At 68.6% G+C, this 16,937-nt stretch carries 12 protein-coding genes and 3 pseudogenes; 8 read left to right on the top strand and 7 right to left on the bottom strand.

The annotated features are described in order from the left end of the window. Nucleotides 1-19: 19 nt before the first annotated feature. Nucleotides 20-421 (top strand): DUF6924 domain-containing protein, encoded by a 402-nt coding sequence (locus SLUN_RS04780; protein WP_108147293.1) that lies wholly within the window; start codon nt 20-22, stop codon nt 419-421. 436 nt (nt 422-857) lie between these two features. On the opposite strand, the gene SLUN_RS04775 is transcribed toward SLUN_RS04780, so the two are convergent. Further along, nucleotides 858-2,051 carry an RICIN domain-containing protein gene (locus SLUN_RS04775; RefSeq protein WP_108147292.1) on the bottom strand — a complete coding sequence of 398 codons (1,194 nt, stop codon included), beginning with the start codon at nt 2,049-2,051 and terminating at the stop codon, nt 858-860. Nucleotides 2,052-2,542: 491 nt separating this feature from the next. On the opposite strand from SLUN_RS04775, the gene SLUN_RS42030 reads away from it, so the two are divergent. After that, the gene (locus SLUN_RS42030; RefSeq protein WP_306610767.1) at nt 2,543-2,773 is read left to right on the top strand and encodes a hypothetical protein; all 231 of its coding nucleotides are present in this window, start codon (nt 2,543-2,545) and stop codon (nt 2,771-2,773) included. Beyond that, nucleotides 2,677-2,985, top strand: coding sequence for a rhodanese-like domain-containing protein (locus tag SLUN_RS04765; protein WP_306610677.1), 309 nt, complete (start codon nt 2,677-2,679; stop codon nt 2,983-2,985). The genes SLUN_RS42030 and SLUN_RS04765 overlap by 97 nt, the downstream gene beginning before the upstream one ends. Here SLUN_RS04765 and SLUN_RS42300 read toward each other — a convergent pair. Beyond that, a pseudogene (locus SLUN_RS42300) lies at nt 2,939-3,058 on the bottom strand (alpha/beta hydrolase); the annotation flags it as partial. The gene SLUN_RS04765 and the pseudogene SLUN_RS42300 overlap by 47 nt on opposite strands. Before the next feature lie 649 nt (nt 3,059-3,707). On the opposite strand from SLUN_RS42300, the gene SLUN_RS04760 reads away from it, so the two are divergent. The 3 genes from SLUN_RS04760 (at nt 3,708) to SLUN_RS04750 (ending at nt 8,029) form a co-directional block, all read left to right on the top strand. Then, nucleotides 3,708-4,442 carry an alpha/beta fold hydrolase gene (locus SLUN_RS04760; RefSeq protein ID WP_108147291.1) on the top strand — a complete coding sequence of 245 codons (735 nt, stop codon included), beginning with the start codon at nt 3,708-3,710 and terminating at the stop codon, nt 4,440-4,442. Nucleotides 4,443-4,963: 521 nt separating this feature from the next. After that, complete coding sequence (locus SLUN_RS04755; RefSeq protein ID WP_159100186.1) at nt 4,964-6,019, top strand: NADPH:quinone oxidoreductase family protein; 1,056 nt, start codon at nt 4,964-4,966, stop codon at nt 6,017-6,019. A gap of 483 nt (nt 6,020-6,502) precedes the next feature. After that, the gene (locus SLUN_RS04750) at nt 6,503-8,029 is read left to right on the top strand and encodes a GMC family oxidoreductase (RefSeq protein WP_108147289.1); all 1,527 of its coding nucleotides are present in this window, start codon (nt 6,503-6,505) and stop codon (nt 8,027-8,029) included. Between the two features lie 434 nt (nt 8,030-8,463). On the opposite strand, the pseudogene SLUN_RS04745 reads toward SLUN_RS04750, so the two are convergent. Then, nucleotides 8,464-8,875 (bottom strand): annotated as a pseudogene (locus SLUN_RS04745) (cytochrome P450); the annotation flags it as partial. Nucleotides 8,876-9,463: 588 nt separating this feature from the next. On the opposite strand from SLUN_RS04745, the gene glsA reads away from it, so the two are divergent. Together glsA and glnII are read left to right on the top strand one after the other, a co-directional pair. Beyond that, on the top strand, nt 9,464-11,095 hold the full coding sequence (glsA, locus tag SLUN_RS04740) for a glutaminase A (RefSeq protein WP_257153667.1): 1,632 nt from the start codon (nt 9,464-9,466) through the stop codon (nt 11,093-11,095). A 161-nt stretch (nt 11,096-11,256) separates the two neighbouring features. After that, nucleotides 11,257-12,279 carry a glutamine synthetase gene (glnII, locus tag SLUN_RS04735; protein ID WP_108147288.1) on the top strand — a complete coding sequence of 341 codons (1,023 nt, stop codon included), beginning with the start codon at nt 11,257-11,259 and terminating at the stop codon, nt 12,277-12,279. A gap of 82 nt (nt 12,280-12,361) precedes the next feature. Here the strand turns inward: glnII and SLUN_RS39310 are convergent, their stop codons facing one another. The 4 genes and pseudogenes from SLUN_RS39310 to SLUN_RS04720 all read right to left on the bottom strand — a co-directional run bounded on the left by SLUN_RS39310 (nt 12,362) and on the right by SLUN_RS04720 (nt 16,864). Then, the gene (locus SLUN_RS39310; RefSeq protein WP_159100185.1) at nt 12,362-12,526 is read right to left on the bottom strand and encodes a hypothetical protein; all 165 of its coding nucleotides are present in this window, start codon (nt 12,524-12,526) and stop codon (nt 12,362-12,364) included. A 63-nt stretch (nt 12,527-12,589) separates the two neighbouring features. Next, entirely contained in the window at nt 12,590-13,078 is a 489-nt protein-coding gene (locus SLUN_RS04730; protein WP_175313184.1) for a transketolase-like TK C-terminal-containing protein, read from the bottom strand. 232 nt (nt 13,079-13,310) lie between these two features. After that, a pseudogene (locus SLUN_RS04725) lies at nt 13,311-13,829 on the bottom strand (hypothetical protein); the annotation flags it as partial. Between the two features lie 176 nt (nt 13,830-14,005). Then, nucleotides 14,006-16,864 (bottom strand): AfsR/SARP family transcriptional regulator, encoded by a 2,859-nt coding sequence (locus tag SLUN_RS04720; RefSeq protein WP_257153666.1) that lies wholly within the window; start codon nt 16,862-16,864, stop codon nt 14,006-14,008. Between the last annotated feature and the right edge of the window lie 73 nt (nt 16,865-16,937).

Genomic DNA, 16,937 nt, shown 5'->3' with positions numbered 1-16,937 from the left:
TCACAAAGGAGGCCCACCTATGAAGAGCCTGCCCCAGGCAGAAGCCACCCTGCTGATCCGCACCGACTTCTCCGACCAGGCGGCTTGGGAAGCCCTGCAGACGGCGGTCGCGACGCCACAGGAGGAGGATTTCCTTGCGTACGTGGACATCGTGGACGACCCCGCCTACCGGGATCTGACGTCCGAGCAGGTCACATCGCTGGCCGCTGACGGAGAGCTCCTGATCGTGGCCGACACGACCGCCCTCACCGAACCCGGGATGCCGCTGCTCGTCATCCTGAAGAGCGAAAGCGACGGCGGTGAACTGCGAGTCATCGCCAAGGAATTGGCGTCGATCGAGAACAACATCTCTATCGCGAACATGGACTGGTCGGAATTCGTCGACGGCGCCGATGAGGACGGTGTCTTCAGGGGCTTCTGATCGCGGCGCTCTGCGCGGCGGCGCCCGCCGCTTCCGCGCGGCCGCCGTGAAACCTACCGGACCTGGCGGAGCAGGTCCGGTAGGACGTCGGGGTCCTGGCCAGTCGCAGTTCGCCCGCGTCGGCCGCGGCGAAGTACGTGGTGCCGACGACGTGCTGGGGGAGGGCTGCTCCAGCAGGAAGGAAACCAGGGCGCCGTCGGTCGGGACGATGCCGTCCTCCGCGGGGCGGACGCCTCGCCCTCCTTCAGCCGCTGGGCCGCGCCGGTCGGTCCCCACAGCGGGCGGACCATGCGACCCCGGCAACCAATCGCATGTCCGGTGCGACCGCGACCGCGACGGTGAGCAGCAGGACCGCGTCCGCTCTGTGCTGCTGCAAGCGACTCGTCCGACTCACCGCATGGGACACGGTCTTATGACGCTCCGGCCTGATGTCGCCTCAGCGCAGGTACCACTTCTGGTTGGAGGTACCCGCGCAGTCCCACAGCTGCAGTCGTGCTCCATTGCCGGTGGCCGAGTCAGTGACGTCGACACACTTCCCGGCCTGGGCGTTGACCAGACCGTGTGTGCTGTCGACGGTGAACCGCTGGGCCCATCCGCCGTTGCAGCGGGCCAGCTGGATCGTGGCGCCGTTCGCGGTCGAGGCGTTCGCGATGTCCATGCACAGGCCCATCGAACGGACGCTGCCGTCCGACCGGAACGCCCACTTCTGCCAGGCGTCGCCGTCGCAGTCCCAGAGCCGCAACGGGGAGCCGTCCGTGTCGTCGTGCGCGGTCACCTCGACGCACCGCGACGACCCGTAGCCGACGATCATGCGGCCGACCGCGGTGGACGGCGTGGTGGCGGCCTTACCCGGTTTGGCCGTCCCCGGTTTGGCTGTCGCTCCCGTCACGGCCTCCGGCGAGTCGGAGGCGGCAGCGTCTTTCCCTCCGGGGGTCGGGGCGGAAGCCGTGCCGCTCGCCACGGCGGGCCCCTGCCCCCGGCTCGTCGCCCCGGACCTGCCGGGCGTAGGGCGGCTCGTGGCGGACGGCGACCCGCCCGACATCCCCTCCTCGGTGGCCATGTCGTCGGCCGATGGCGTGGCCGGGTTCACGGCGCGAACCTGTTCCCCGCTCTCGCCGGGGAAAGCCAGAAACGCCCCGACGGTCAGCCCGAAGACCACCAGTACGCAGACGGCGACCACGGCCCCGGAGATCCGGGCGTCCCGCTCCGGCTCACCTGCGTCAGGCACGACGTCCGGCGCCGGGGCACCCCCCGGTTCCGCGGGTCTGCCGTAGCTCTGCGAGCCGCCCCGGGCCAGCAGCCTGGCCAGCCGTCCTTCTCCGCCCTCCAGGCGCCCCCCGGCAAGCTGCTGCGCCGGGACGGTGCCGTGCTCCGCGCCCGCGTCGCGCTGCCGGGAGACCTGTCCGGCGGACTGGTCTCCCGCGGCATCCGGGGCCGACTCCGCCCGGGCGGCGGGTTCGGAACCGCGGTCGGGGCCCGCCTGCCAGGGCAGAGGCCTCTCCCAGAGCGCTTCGCTCTCGTCGCGCCCGCCAGTTCGCGTGGTCGACGGTTCCTGCGGCTCTGCGGCGTTGCCGCACGTGTCCGCGTCGGGTTCCCCGCCCCTGACTGCCGGGGCTGGTGTGCGTTCCATGTGCGTCTGCTCCACTCTTCGTTCGGACGCAGCCCAAGCCCTCCCCGGTGCCGGGGCACGCCGCGCGTGGTGTACCCGGCCGACGCGGCGACATGCCTCCGGTTCGCAGGGGTGCTGGTGCGGTCCACGGTGACCCAAGGTCCTGAGCCGCTGCGCAGCCACGACCCTAGGAGTCACGGTGCGTCAGGTGGCCCGGCCGTGCCGGACCCTGCCCGACAGGACCTGGAATCCTTCCCTCGCGTACGGTGGCGCAGGCGCGGGCGCGTCCTCGCCGGGTCCCGGAGCGCAGTGCGAAGGCGGACCGCGTGGGCGCGGTTGCGCAGTCCGAGCCGGTTCATCATGCCGCTGGTGATGTTCTTGATGGTGCGCTTGGAATAGTCGCGGTGGACGACTCCTTCGCCGCCGCCGACACGGCCGGACTCACCCTCCGTACCGCCTGAACCCACCCAGGCCGGATCAACCCACCACTGCACAAGATACTTGGACCGCCCATGAAGACATCCGGTTCCGGCACAGACCGGATCACCGTAGAGGAAGCGGCCGAACGCATCGGCCACGGCCGTGAGGACGAAGCTGCCCGCCGCGTCGACACGTCCGTCCTGCTGGACGTCCGGGAACTCGACGAATGGAGCGCGGGCACGCGCCCGGAGCCGTACACCGTTCCCTCACCGAACTATCCGATGGCGCGCCACTGCCTCCCGGGGACCGAGGGCAACGACTGATCGTCATCTGCCGCTCGGGCAACCGGTCCCGGCAGGCCGCCGCACTGCTGACAGCGGGCGGCGTCGATGCCGTGGACGTGAGCGGCGGGATGCGCGAGTGGGCGGAGGGAGGAACGGCGAGTGGCTGCTCTGCAGGCGGTGGACGCCATTCGCCCGGGCAGCGAGCTGCTCCTGTTCCTCCGGCGGCAGAGCCTGGTCCTGCTCGCAGATGATGTAGGTGGAGGGGATGGTTCGCCACCCCGCCTTTGTCACCCGGTCGCTCATCGATCTCACACTTTGCGGCACGAGCTGCCGGACCGCTCGCACGGTCTCCTCCTCGGACACATCGGCGTAGAGCTGCGTATCACTTTTCTCCAAAGGCGGGTAGACGCCCTTCGAGCAGTTCTGCGGTCGGGGCGTCCGACCTCACAGCACTGGGCAGTTCCACCGTTCGAGTCGCCCAACCCTCGCCCTCCAGCGCGGACTCCAGCTTCTCCCCAGCACCAAGGGCCGTGCCATGCCCCGTGCATTGCCGATGGTCGGCAGCAGTTCTGCTGGGCCAACTCCTGGGCCGACTGGGTGGCTTCGCGAAGGGCCGCGTAGCACCAGTTCGGCGAGGCCCTCGCTGTCGGGCGGGTCGGCGGGTCAGCTCCTGCTGCGCGTTGAACAAATTCGCGCTGCATCGCCTGGGCCTGCTGGAAGAACTGCTGCACATCTGGGCTGCGGCCTCTCGCCGGCGCACTACCGCAACGCCCCGCCCGCAGCAGAGATCGCGAGACCGGGCGGTTGGCCCTCGGTTTCCTTGCGTCCTCCGGCCGCCTCGGACGAATGCGCAGGTTCTCCGGACGCTTGATCATGGTTTGCCCGGCCGTCCACACATAGCGTGGCAGGCAGCGTGCGAACGGCCGCAGCGCCGTCCACGACCAAAGCACGGACCATCGGAAGGCAGAAGGTCATGCGCGTGTTCGTTCACGGGGTCCCGGAGACCGCCGTTGTCTGGGATGGCTTACGGGACGAGCTGGGAGCCCCTTCGGTGGCGCTTCCGCTGCCTGGCTTCGGTACCGGTCTGCCTGCGGGCTTCACTCCCACCAAGGATCAGTACGCCTCGTGGCTGACGGACGAACTGAAGAAAATCCAGGGCCCCATTGACCTGATCGGCCACGATTGGGGTGCGTTGCTCACCCTGCGGCTGGCCACCGTCGGCGAGGTACGGCTGAGGAGCTGGATCTGTGACGTGGGCAGCGTGTTTCATCCGGACTACGCGTGGCACCCGTGGGCGGCGACGCTGATCAATCCTGATGAGGGTGAGGAGACGCTGCGGCGGCGGCAGTCCAGCCCTAAGGAGGCGGGGACTCTGATGGCCCGTGGTGGTGTTCCCACGAAGGCCGCTGCCGAAATGGTCGCCGCCCACGACGACGTCATGAGTCAGTGCATCCTCGGCCTCTACCGTTCGGCCGCGCCCAACGTCTCCGCTGACTGGGGTGCACTGGCGCAGGCGCCGACGTCTGCCCCTGGGATGGTTCTGCTGCCGACCGGTGACCAGGTTGATGATGAAAGTCTTTCCCGGCAGGTAGCCGGTCGGCTCGGTGCCCGCCCTGAGGTCCTTGACGGACTCAGCCACTGGTGGATGTATGACGACACCGGGAAGACCGTGTCCGCTCTCGAAGGCTTCTGGGCTGCGGTCGAGTAGGCTGCGCCGGCTCTGGGGGCTCGGTTTCCGGCGCGTGTGGCTCAGGCTGCCTCCGCAGTCGACACCGGTGCGGCGGGGACCGGGCCGGTTCCTGGCACCTCGGGTGAGTGAGTGTCAGTTTGCAGTTCTCTGCTGACCGCTCTTGCGTCCTTCGGTCGGCTGACGGTCTTGAGGGTGAGGTTCAGGACTTCCTCGCCCACACGAGCTGTCCGGCTTAGCCGGAGTCGGCCCAGACAATCGTGATCTCGGGGTGCATCAGCCGCTTGCGGCCCAGGTACCCACTTCGGTTGGGTGGCTTGCGAGTTCCCAGCTTGTGAAAGCAACTTCCGAGCGTACCGACTGCAGTGGCGCGGTCATTTACCCAGTCACGCCGGGTCGGGCCGACCCGGCGTGACTACCGGATCGCTGATGAGCCTGACGGCACCCAACACCGTCGGGCGGGCTCGGACCGGCAAGGGCTGTCGGAGTGAAAACGGCCCCCTGGCGTCACCTCACGCGGCGGTCGCGCCACCGCCCATTCAGTGAACCTCGTCAGCATCTCGTGGTTAAGAGCGTTACAAAATCAGTACGAAAGGGACGAAATGTTTTCCGGTCATGCGTGGCGTGTTGTCAAGTTCGGCGAGCCGAAGGATGCGGTCGAGCTCCATGAGTTGACCTGGGGCGAGCCGTCGCCCGGGCAGGTGCTGATCCGCGTACGGACGGCGGGTGCGGGGTTCCCCGATGCGATGATGACCGCAGGTCATTTTCCGCTGCTGGGTGAACCTCCCTTCGGCCTCGGAGAGGAAGCTGCAGGGGAGGTCGTCGCCGTACCGCCGGGCTCGCGGTTCGCGATCGGCGACCAGGTGGCGGGCATAACCGGATTCCTGGAGGGGTGGGGCGGGTACGCCGAGTACGCTTACGTGCGCGAAGGGTCGGCCATCCGCATCCCGGCGGGCATGACGGACGAGCAGGCCGGCGGCTTTCCGATCGGTTTCCGCACGGCGTACGCGGGCCTCGTCGAGCGGGCCCCGGTCGAGGCCGGACAGACTTTGCTCATTTTGGGCGCTGCGGGCAGCAGCGGCGTCGCTGCCTTGCAGCTTGGCAAGGCGTTGGGAACGACAGTGATCGCGGTCGCGGGAAGCCAGGAGAAGCTGGAGTTCTGCGCGCGGTATGGAGCGGATCACGTCGTGAACTACCGCACGGACGACTTGACGGCCCGGATCACCGAGATCACGGAGGGATGTGGCGTCGACCTGATCTACGATCCGATCGGTGGCGACACGGCGGCCACAGCCGTGAAGAGCATTGCGCGCAACGGGCGTATCGCCGTGATCGGTCTCGCGAGCGGATCGGCCCTGTCGCTCGACTCGATGGACATGTTGCTGCGGAACTATACGGCGGTTGGCGTGCTCGCGAGCCCGAATGATGACCCGGAAACGGAGGCTGCCGTGTGGGACCATCTGGTGAGCCTCGCGAAGCATGGAGCGATCACGACGCCAGTGGGCAGGGTGTACGGCTTTGACGAAGTGCCCCGCATGGTCGCCGAACAGACAGCCCCGGGGGCAGGCAAATCAGTGGTCCGGGTGGCCTCGAAGTAGCAGCACGTGTCGAAGCCGACCTGCCACTGCCCCTTCCGTTGGATTGTCGGGCAAGTGAGAGGCCGGTTCCGGCGGGGCATCCATCGATGAGGTAGGGGCGTCAGTGGATGCGCCGCATACCCCGTACGGGTGCGGCAGCACATCCGAGTGCCGCAGGTGCCGTATTGGGGACGGCCGCTCTGACCAGCCCCTTGGTGCAGCTCCGTGCACATCCTCACGGGCGCGTCGCCGGCTGTCGGCGCGTTCGAGCTGTGCGGTATCCCAACGGTGCTGATCAACGCACCACTGGGCGCGGAGTGATGAAGGGGTCCAGCGGTCCACGGAGCGTCCGCATAGTCGATGACGCCCAGGACGTGCATGTCATAGGTCTCGTCCCTCGCTGTGCGCTCAATGGCGACTGCCCGTGCGCCCGGCGGAGGGCCGTGTTGACCGCGCCAACATAGCTTTCCGCCAAAGCAACAACGGAGTGAGGAGCGTAAGGCGATGTCACAGCGAACAGGTTTCGAGCACGACTACCTCGTGGTGGGCGCCGGATCGGCGGGCAGTGTGATCGCTCGGAGGCTGCTGGACGCCGGGCACTCGGTCCATGTGGTGGAGGCCGGATCGGCGGACGACGACGAGCGCGTGCACAACCCGCAGGGCTGGCCGCTGCTTCTCCAGTCTCCCTTGGACTGGGCGCTCATGACAGTGCCTCAGCGGCATGCGAACAACCGGTCGTTGTACTGGCCTCGTGGCAAGGTCTTGGGCGGCTCCAGTTCTCTGAACGGCATGATCTACGTCCGCGGTCACCGCAGCGACTACGACGCCTGGGCCTACGCGGGCTGTCCCGGCTGGGACTGGGACAGCGTTCTGCCGCTGTTCAAACGGTCCGAAGACCACGTTGACGGCGAGAGCGCCTGGCACGGCAAGGGCGGACCGCTGCCGGTCAGCCGGATCACCGAGCCGCATCCCACCGCCGCCGCGTTCGTGGAGGCCGCCCTTGCGCTCGGACACGAGCACATCGAAGACTTCAACGGCGAGCGGATGACCGGCGTCGGCTTCAACCACGCCACGATCCGCGACGGCCGACGGATGAGCGCCTGGCAGAGCTTCGTCGCCCCGGTGCTCGGCAACCCGGCGCTGACCGTCACGACGGGAGCCCATGTGCACCGGGTGCTGATGGAGGGCGGCCGGGCCGTCGGCGTCGAGTACGCAGCCGACGGCGCCGTGCACCGGGCGTACGCCTCCGCCGAGGTCGTGCTCAGCGGCGGCGTCATCGGCTCGGCGCAGACGCTGCTGCTCTCCGGCATCGGCCCCGCGCAGCACCTGCGCGAGGTCGGCGTCGAGGTGACCGTGGACCTGCCCGGCGTTGGCGAGAACCTGCACGACCACCTGCTGGTCAGCAACGTGTACGAGGCCTCCCGGCCGCTGCCGCCCGGCAAGGCCAACCTGCTGGAGAGCCAGTTGTTCGCCTCCACCGACGCCCGCCGCCCGGGCCCCGATCTGCAGCCGCTCTTCCTGCACCTGGTCTACCCGGCGGAGTCCTATCCGGTGCCGGAGCACGGCTACACCATCGCCCCCGGCATCGTACGACCGCTCTCGCGCGGCACACTGCGGCTTGCGTCGGCCGATCCGCGGAAGGCGCCACTGCTCGATCCGAACGTACTCTCCGAGCGGTACGACCTCGAAGCGCTGGTCGACGCCGTGGAGCTCTGCCGCGAGATCGGCGGACAGGCCGCTTTCGACGCCTGGCGCAAGGCCGAGGTGGCGCCGGGGCCCGAGGCACGTACTCGCGACGACCTGCGCGCCTACGTTCGCCGGGCCGTCGGCACATACCACCACCAGGTCGGCACCTGCCGGATGGGACAGGACTCGCTCGCCGTCGTCGACCCCGAGCTGCGGGTGCACGGCGTCGAAGGGCTGCGCGTCGCGGACGCCTCGATCATGCCGTCGGTGCCCTCCGGCAACACCAACGCCCCTTCGATCATGGTCGGCGAGAAGGCCTCCGACCTCATCCTCGCCGCTTCCTGACACCGCAGCACTCCGCAGAGTGCCGGCCGGTCTGGTGGCGTCGGTCCTCTTGTGGGGGCGGATGCGCAGCGGGGCGAACGAGTCGGAGGCGACCTGCTCGAATCGCTCGGACTGTTCAGGGACGGTGGTGATGGGCTGCCTCCTTCGCCGGAGAGGCCGGCGTCCGCGCCGGCCTCAATGTGCCGGGCATCCCGGGTTCTCCACCGCGGTGCCGGAGCACACGCCTCCTTCAGCTCGTGTGGAGCCCGGGGCGGGCGGTGCAAGGGGGATTTGCCCGCCCGCCCCGGAGACAGTGGTCAGCCTGCGAAGCGGATCGACTTGATCGTGGTGAACCGAATGTCGGCGAGGTTGTTCACGTTGCCCTGGACCGTGGCGGACCTGCTCTTGCAGTCGGCTTCCTCCCAGATTTTGACGGAGCCGTTCGCGCTCAGTGAGCGGTTGAAGACCAGCAACGGCAGGACGGCACCGTACTCGTTGAGCAGATCCGCCCGTCCCCTGGGCCCGATCCGGTCGATGAGGGTGTCGGCGCTGTGCTCCACGTACCCCCTGAGCGCGTCGGGGTCCACGCGGCCGAGGCTGTCGGTGATGGCGCCGCGCAGTCGGCTGTGCTCCTCCCCGTCGGCCCACAGGGCGTTCGGGCATCATCATCGGCACGACCGGGCTGTCCGCCGGCACCGTCCCGTCGGCGAGAGCCCGCCAGCGGCGCGGGTCCTTGGAGAAGCGCTCCGGACTGCGCAGCACCTCCAGAGCGGTCTCGTAGCCGGTGACCAGCCAGGCGCGTACACCGGGTGATATCTCCACGGTCGCGACAGAGCGGCGGGCGCGCAGTCGGGCATACGACGCCATGGGGTCGGCGGCGAACCCAGGGCCGTACAGCCGCTCAACCGAACGCCCAGCAGATGCCCGTATTTGAGGGTGATGACCTGCCAGCCGGCCGCGGCGAACATTCCCTGGAGCTTGTCCGCGGCGATGCCGGGGACGACACGGTCCAGGGATTGCCGGTGGGGGAGCGTAGAGAAGTTGTCACGGTTGTGTATCAGGCCGCCGCAGGTGAATCCTGCAGTCGATGCGCCCCGTAGCAGGGGTTGTCGGCGCCGGCTTCGAGGCCGCGCGGCAACCGTCTCTCTTCCACCGGGGGCTCCCCATGTTCCAACCACGTGCGGTCACGCTTACCGCTGCGGGCACTGTTCTGCTGTCTGCCTGCGGCAGCGACGCTGGTAGTGATGCTGCCACAGGCGGGAGGGCCCCGGCCGCCGCGTCCTCGTCCGGGGCGATCGAGCTGGAGTTAAAACGCGGCACCGTCAGGCAGAACAACACGACGCAGAACACAGGCGATTGGGCGAATGATGCCGCACCGGCCACGGGCGTGAAGCAACCCGTGGTCCTGCACGGGCAGGTCCGCCACGGTCGAGAAGAACGGGGAGCGACGTCAAAGTGAGGAGCGCCGGCAGCACCCCTGATACCGACACCGTGCGGCGGGCGGGGAAGGGCACGGACGAGGACCTCGGCGCAGTGCGGGAGCTGTTCGACTCCTTCAAGAAGGATGCCAAGGGGTGCATTTCGCGCGTCGAGATCATGGAGCGGCTCCGAAAGGCGGGCATCACTCCCGAAGACCCGCGCATGAGGGACATCTGGGCTTCGCCGGAGGAGTCGGACGGCGACGGCCAACGGCTGGACCTCGCACGGTTCACCAAGCTGTGCCAGCGCAACCGACGACTGCTGGCCCGTGCCATCACCGGCGAACTCGTCATCCCGGACTTTCCCTCCTTCATGGCCGACATCACCGAGATCTACGAGAGTCTGCTGCCCGACAGGCGCGGCCAGGTGGCCGACTACATCCCCCAGCTGAAACGGGTGGCGCCCGACCAGTTCGCCATCGCGATCTGCACGGTGGACGGCCAGCGGTTCACGATCGGCGACTTCGGTCAGAGCTTCTGCGTGCAGTCGGTGTGCAAGCCGATCAACTACTGCCTCACGCTGGAGGGACACGGCGCCGAGGTGGTCCACCGGCACGTGGGACGGGAGCCGAGCGGACTCGGATTCAACGAACTGTCGGTCAACGGGAACGGGCTCCCGCACAATCCGATGATCAACTCCGGTGCCATCATGAGCTGTTCGCTCATCGAGGCCTCCCTCGACATGGCCGACCGCTTCGACTACGTCGCGGACACCTGGCGGCGGCTGTCGGGCGGCAGCCCCGTCGGATTCAACAACGCCGTCTACCTCTCCGAGCGGCAGACGGCGGACCGTAACTTCGCCCTCGGCTACTTCATGCGCGAGCACGGTGCCTTCCCGGCCGGCACGAACCTGATCGAGACCCTGGAGTTCTACTTCCAGTGCTGTTCCGTCGAACTCGACGCCGGTGCGCTGGCTTCCGTGGCCTCCACTCTCGCCAACGGCGGCGTCGTGCCCCTGTCCGGCGACCGGGTCTTCTCGACCGGCACCGTACAGAAGTGCCTGTCCCTCATGTCGTCCTGCGGCATGTACGACTACTCCGGTGAGTTCGCCTTCACCATCGGCCTGCCGGCCAAGAGCGGCGTGTCCGGGGCCCTCATGCTCGTCGTCCCGCAGGTCATGGGGATCGCCATCTGGTCGCCCCGCCTCGACGCACTGGGCAACTCCGTGCGCGGCATCGAGTTCTGCAAGCAACTGGTCGCCAAGTACAACTTCCACGTCTACGACTCCCTCGTAGGAGACGACCGGCAGGGCAAGCGCGACCCGCGGCTGCAGAAGAACCAGGCGGCGATCGAGGGAACGATCCAGCTCCTGTGGTCGGCGAGCAAGGGCGACGCCGACGGAGTACGTGCCTGTCTGGCATCGGGAGTCGCGCCCTCCGCCAGTGATTACGACGGGCGCACAGCCCTCCACCTGGCAGCTTCCGAGGGGCATCTCGACGCCGTCACCTATCTGTTGGAGCAGGGCGCCGACCTGGCTGCCACTGACCGGTGGGGCGGGACCCCGCTCACCGACGCGGAGAACGGCCGCCACACCACGGTCATCGAGGCCTTGAGGCGGGCGGCCGATCCCGCCTCGGCAACTCCCCGGGCCAGGAAGCAGACCGCCTGACGCTGCCGGATTCCCGCACGAATCCGCACCCACAGACCCACCAATCCGCCGCGCTGCCGGAATCCGCCGGGCCCAAAGGCCCGGCGGATCCCAGCCGGCTATCACCCACCCACACCGGGACAGGGCCTTCCTGCCCCGGAAATCAAGGAAAGAAAAGAGCCATGAGTTACCGCGCTGAGTACATCTGGACCGACGGCACATCGCCGACCGCTAAGCTCCGCTCCAAGACAAAGATCATCAACGATAGCGCCGCAGAGCTGCCGATCTGGGGCTTCGACGGATCCAGCACCAACCAGGCCGAGGGTCACGCATCCGACCGCGTTCTCAAGCCGGTCTTCTCCTGCCCGGACCCGATCCGCGGCGGCGACAACGTCCTGGTGATGTGCGAAGTCCTGAACACGGACATGACCCCGCACGAGTCCAACACGCGTGCCGCGCTCGCCGAGGTCGCCGAGAAGTTCGCGGCCCAGGAGCCGATCTTCGGCATCGAGCAGGAGTACACCTTCTTCGAGGGCGACCGCCCGCTGGGCTTCCCGGTCGGCGGCTTCCCGGCCGCGCAGGGCGGCTACTACTGCGGTGTCGGCGCAGACGAGATCTTCGGCCGTGACGTCGTGGAGGCGCACCTGGAGAACTGCCTCATGGCGGGCCTGGGCATCTCGGGCATCAACGCCGAGGTCATGCCGGGTCAGTGGGAGTTCCAGGTCGGCCCGCTGTCCCCGCTGGAGGTCTCGGACCAGCTGTGGATCGCCCGCTGGCTGCTCTACCGCACCGCCGAGGAGTTCGGTGTCTCCGCGACGCTGGACCCGAAGCCTGTGAAGGGCGACTGGAACGGCGCGGGCGCGCACACCAACTTCTCGACGAAGGCGATGCGCGAGGGCTACGACGCGATCATCACGGCGTGCGAGTCGCTCGGTGAGGGCTCCAAGCCGCTGGACCACGTCAAGAACTACGGCGCGGGCATCGACGACCGGCTGACCGGCCTGCACGAGACCGCCCCGTGGAACGAGTACAGCTACGGCGTATCGGACCGCGGCGCGTCGGTGCGTATCCCGTGGCAGGTCGAGAAGGACGGCAAGGGCTACATCGAGGACCGCCGCCCGAACGCCAACGTCGACCCGTACGTCGTGACCCGCCTGATCGTCGACACCTGCTGCACCGCACTGGAGAAGGCCGGCCAGGTCTGACCTGCCGGCTCCGAACCCACCAGGGCCGCCCCGGCATAACCGGGGCGGCCCCCGGCAGTTGTGGGGGCATGTTCTCCACGGCTCACGGCTCACGGCCACGGCCCACGGCGGCGGCCGGACGCTCGGCCGTGGGGTGCGTCTCGCCGAGATGAGGGAGCAAGTCGGCCTCGTTGCACCCGTCATCCAGTGTCCGGACCAGCCCGATGGAGCGGGTGGCCCGCGTGCTGCGGGCGAGAAGCTCGTTCACTGGAACGGTCGCCTCGGCGCGCGGCCTATTACCCCAGGCTTGCCGGCGAGGGGCCACCGGGGATCAGTCGATCAAATCGAGAGCGGCGCCGACGACGCTGTCCGTGTCGAGCCCGGGGAAGCGGTGCAGGTCCTCGATGGTGCCGGATTGCCCGAAGGAGGTGCCCCCCAGGGAGGTGCTGCGCACATTGTTGACCGACGCCAGAAAGGCCAGCGTGTGCGGATGCCCGTCCAGGACGGTGACAAGTGGTCGCGCCCGTCGGGCGGGGAAAGCTTGCTTGAGGATCCAGTCGGATCCCTTCTGTCGCCCCTGCCGCGCCTGAAGAGCACGGAAGACGAGCCCGGGACTGGTCACGCAGACCACGTCGGCACCGAGCCCCATTGCGTCCAGGCGGTCGGCGGCTGAGAGTGCCTCGGTGATCACCGCGCCCATCGCCGCGATGGTTACCACGGGTGGTTCGTGCCGCGCCGGGTAGGCACCGGCGACGACCTGCCGACGTCGGTGTTCCCTGGCCGCCGAGTCCTTCGGCACGGCCGCCAGGGTCTGGTCCACCGGTCGGGTGGACAGGCGCAGATCGGCCGGCACCGCGGGTGGTGGGGCGGCGGGCTACTCCGTGCGGCGGAGAGGTGGTCGACTTCCGCTTGGCCCCGCTGCTGCGCCCCCTCGCCGACGGAGCGCGTCCCACACACCGCTCCGCGATCGGGCGCAGGTCCACCCGCGGGCAGGAGTGAAGGAGCGACGCGGCCACTGAAGTGGCGCGTAACGCGCCGACGCCGACGGCACCTCACTCGCCCCGCAACGACTCCTTGCGCCACTTGATGAACTGCTTCTCGGGGTCTCCCGTGCACGACCAGGGTGTTCGTGTCGCGCGGTTGCCGAGCATCCGGAACAGTACGGAGGCGAGGTCAAGGTGTCCCGCGTGACAGGCGGCGTGAGCCAGTGAGTTGAGGGCCTGCACCTCTGCGGGAACGACAGGGCCGTCCACGCGGGCGGCTATCCAGCGTTCCCAGGTGCGGCGTACGTCGCGAACGGCACCGTCGTGGTCCCAGTGCTGACCGATGCCGAAGAGGGCGGACTGCTGCCCCTTGCCCCTGTCCAGAATGCAGCGGTACTCCTCGACGCGGGCGTACTGCATCAGGACCGGCAGCGGGGAACCTGGAAGTGCCACTCCAGCCGCGTGGTGGGCGAAGTCGTACATTGAGCCGTGGCTGCCGTGCCAGCGGGAGGTGTAGTAGTGCAGCACCTGGAGGTGGCCTTCGAGGTTGTACGGATCGCGTACGTGCAACTCGTCCCACCACTGGGCGCCCGGCCCACCAGCTCGTCGATCAGCTGGTCGTCCACGGGCTTGGCCGACGCCGACGCAACCGACTCGGCTGTCTCCGGCTCGTTCACGTTGTCACTATTCATCGATGCATCTTCCATGATCGGGAGTTACACCGAACGATTTGCAGTCCCAGCCAATCGTTTGACAGTCCCTGGCTATACGTCGTGAGCATGGCTTCTGGCGGGACCGCTCGGCTTGTCGAGCTCACGCAACCTCGCGCGGAGGAGGTCGGCGTCGGGATGCCTGAGCTTTTCCAGGATGTGAAGACCGTTGGTCCACGCGGTGCGCGCCGCGTCCGGGCGGGCGAGACTCAGCCAGGTGTCGCCCAGGTGCTTGAGGGTCGTGGCTTCTGCCCAGGGAATGCCGCCCTCCCTTCCGATGAGTTCCAGGGCGTGCTCGAAGCAGTCGGCAGCCTCGGCGTACTGACCTAGGTGGTGCTGGGCGTAGCCGATGGTGTGGAAAATGTGGAGCGCGCCGTAGTCGTCACCTTGTTCTTGGGCGAAGGCCAGTGCGGTCTGGCAGTGGTGGATTGCCTCCTCGTAGCGGCCCAGCAAAGCGTTGCACCAGCCGACCCCGAGAAGCGCCGCGTTTCGCAGCCTGTCATTGTCTGGGGTGCTGGGGAGTAGGTGCAGGCACAGCTTGGAGTGGTGCAGGGCTGCTTCGAGATCACCTTGTTGCTCCAGTACGGCGCTGAGCTGACGGTGGGTCTCGGCGACGGCGGTCTTCTCCCCGGCTCTGCCGAACAGCTCAATGGCCCGCTCGAGGCGCGTCCGCGAATACTTGGTCTCCCCGGCATATCTTTCGGCCTGCGCGAGACCGCGCAGGACGTGGGCCTCGGCGGTTGGGTCGGCGAGCCGTCGGGCCGCTGCCATTGCCATGAGGAGGGCGCTCTCAAGTTCGCGCCATTGGCCGTGCCTGCCGAGGTAGAGCTCGATGGCCCACGCAAGTTGCCAGGTGTGTTGGTCGAACCTGGCGGCTTCGGCCTGATGTACGACCGCGAGCAGTACCGGTTGTTCGGCGGCGAACCAGGCCGAGGCCCGCTCTTTGGAGCCGGTGAACTCCTCGGGACACACTTCCGGGGACAGTGGGGTGAGTGCGATCCGGTGCCTGATGAAGAGGGTGGGGTTCCCCGCCGCGACCGCACTGTACAGATAGTGGTCGTATATCCGGTGACGGGTCGCCCGCAGTTCCTCCGGATCGTCGACGGTCCCGGCCAGCTCGCCGGCGTACGCGCGCAGCAGGTCGTGGGAGGCGAAGCGGCCCGGGGTGCGCTCGTCCACCAGGTGTGCCTGAGTCAGCTCGGCGAGCAGCCGCCGGACTTGCTGGACGGTGAGCCCGGCCAGGCTTGCGGCGGCGCGGAGGGAGATGTCGGGCCCGGGATGCACGGCAAGCAGGCGGAACAGCCGGGCGGCGTCCGGGGTCAGCGCGTGGTACGACCAGGAGAAAACGGCCCGTACGTCGACGGCGGTGTCCAAGTCGCTGAAGGCGTCCAGTCTGCCCCGGCTGTCGCACAGTTCGTCGACCACGGCCGCGAGGGGAAAGGCGGGCTGGACGGCGGCACGGGCTGCTGTGACCGCCAGTGCCAGCGGCAGCCGGGCGCACAGCTCGATGATCTCGTCCACCGCCTCCGGCTCCGCCGCGACGCGCCGGTGCCCCAAGCGGCGGGCGAGCAGGTCACGGGCCTCGGCCGGGGAGAGCACGTCGAGGTGGAGAGGCAACGCACCGTCCTTGGCGATCAGCCCGGCCAGCCGGTTCCGGCTGGTGACGATAACCAGTGAGCCGGGTGCCCCGGGTAGCAGCGGTCGTACCTGTTCGGCGTCGCGGGCGTTGTCCAGCAACAGCAGGATCTGCCGGTCAGCGATCAGGGTGCGATAGTGGGCCGCCAGCGCGGACGGGTCCTGCGGAAGGCTCTGCGGCGGGACACCGAGCGCCTCGAGGACCGTGCGCAGCGCACGGTCCGGCGGGACCGGGACTCCGTCGGGATCGAAGCCGCGCAGATCGAGACAGATCTGACCGTCGGGAAAGAGGTGGGCGATCTGCCGCGCCCAGTGGACCGCGAAGGCCGTCTTCCCGACGCCGGCCATGCCCGCGATGGCGCTGATCACTACCGTACCGCCCGGGACCAGGCGGGTCGCCTCAGCCAGTTGGGTCTCCCGGCCGACAAACACGGCCAGGTCCGCGGGCAGTTGTGCCGGGACGGCAAGTTTACCCTCAGGAGGGAGGAGGGACACGGCAGCGGGCTCGGCCGGGGCGGCAGGGCCCAAAAGTCCCGGGTCGGCTCGCAGCACCCGCTCGTACGTGGCCTGGAGTTCCGGGCCCGGATCGACGCCGAGTTCGTCCGCGAGCAGTGCCTGCGCCTCCCGGTAGGTGTCGAGAGCCGCTGCCTGCCTGCCGGACCGGTACAGGGCGAGCATCAGCATATTCCGGAACCGCTCGTCCAGGGGGTGATCGGTGACCTGATCTGTCAGCTCCCCGGTGATCTCCGCGTGGGCACCCAGCTCCAGTTCGGCCGTCAGACGCGCCGCCAGCGCGGACAGCCGCAACTCACTGAGCCGCTGTCGCTGGTTCTCGGCGTACTCGCCCCGGAGGCCGGCCAGCGCCGGTCCCCGCCAGAGCGCGAGCGCGTCACGGAGGTGCCCCGCCGTGCCCTTGACGTTCCCGGCTCTGCGGGCTTGCTCAGCCTGCGCGAGAAAGCGCCGGAAGGCTCCCAGGTCCAGTTCGTCCGGCGTCGTGTGCACACGGTAGCCGTCGCCGACGGACTGAATCACGGACGACGCCTTGTCGACACCCGGCTCCAGCAACTGCCGCAGCCGGTGGACGTAGGTGCGCAGCGTGGACACCGCGGAGGCGGGTACGGTGCTCCCCCATACGGCGTCGACCAGTGCGCCGACGGACACCTGGGCGCCCTCTGCCAGCAGCAACGCGGCAAGCATCGCCCGCTGCTGCGGCGGGCCGAGCTCGATCTCTTCCGTGCCACGCCACGCGCTGACCGGTCCCAGTACCGCGAACCGCACCAAACTAACGCCCTTCCCCGCCTGCCTTCGAGTCGGCACCTGTGCACCGCGCGTATCACGCGTGGACTTCCGT

Origin of the sequence: Streptomyces lunaelactis, assembly GCF_003054555.1 — a bacterium.
GTDB lineage: Bacteria > Actinomycetota > Actinomycetes > Streptomycetales > Streptomycetaceae > Streptomyces > Streptomyces lunaelactis.
This window is presented reverse-complemented; position numbering and strand designations above follow the sequence as displayed.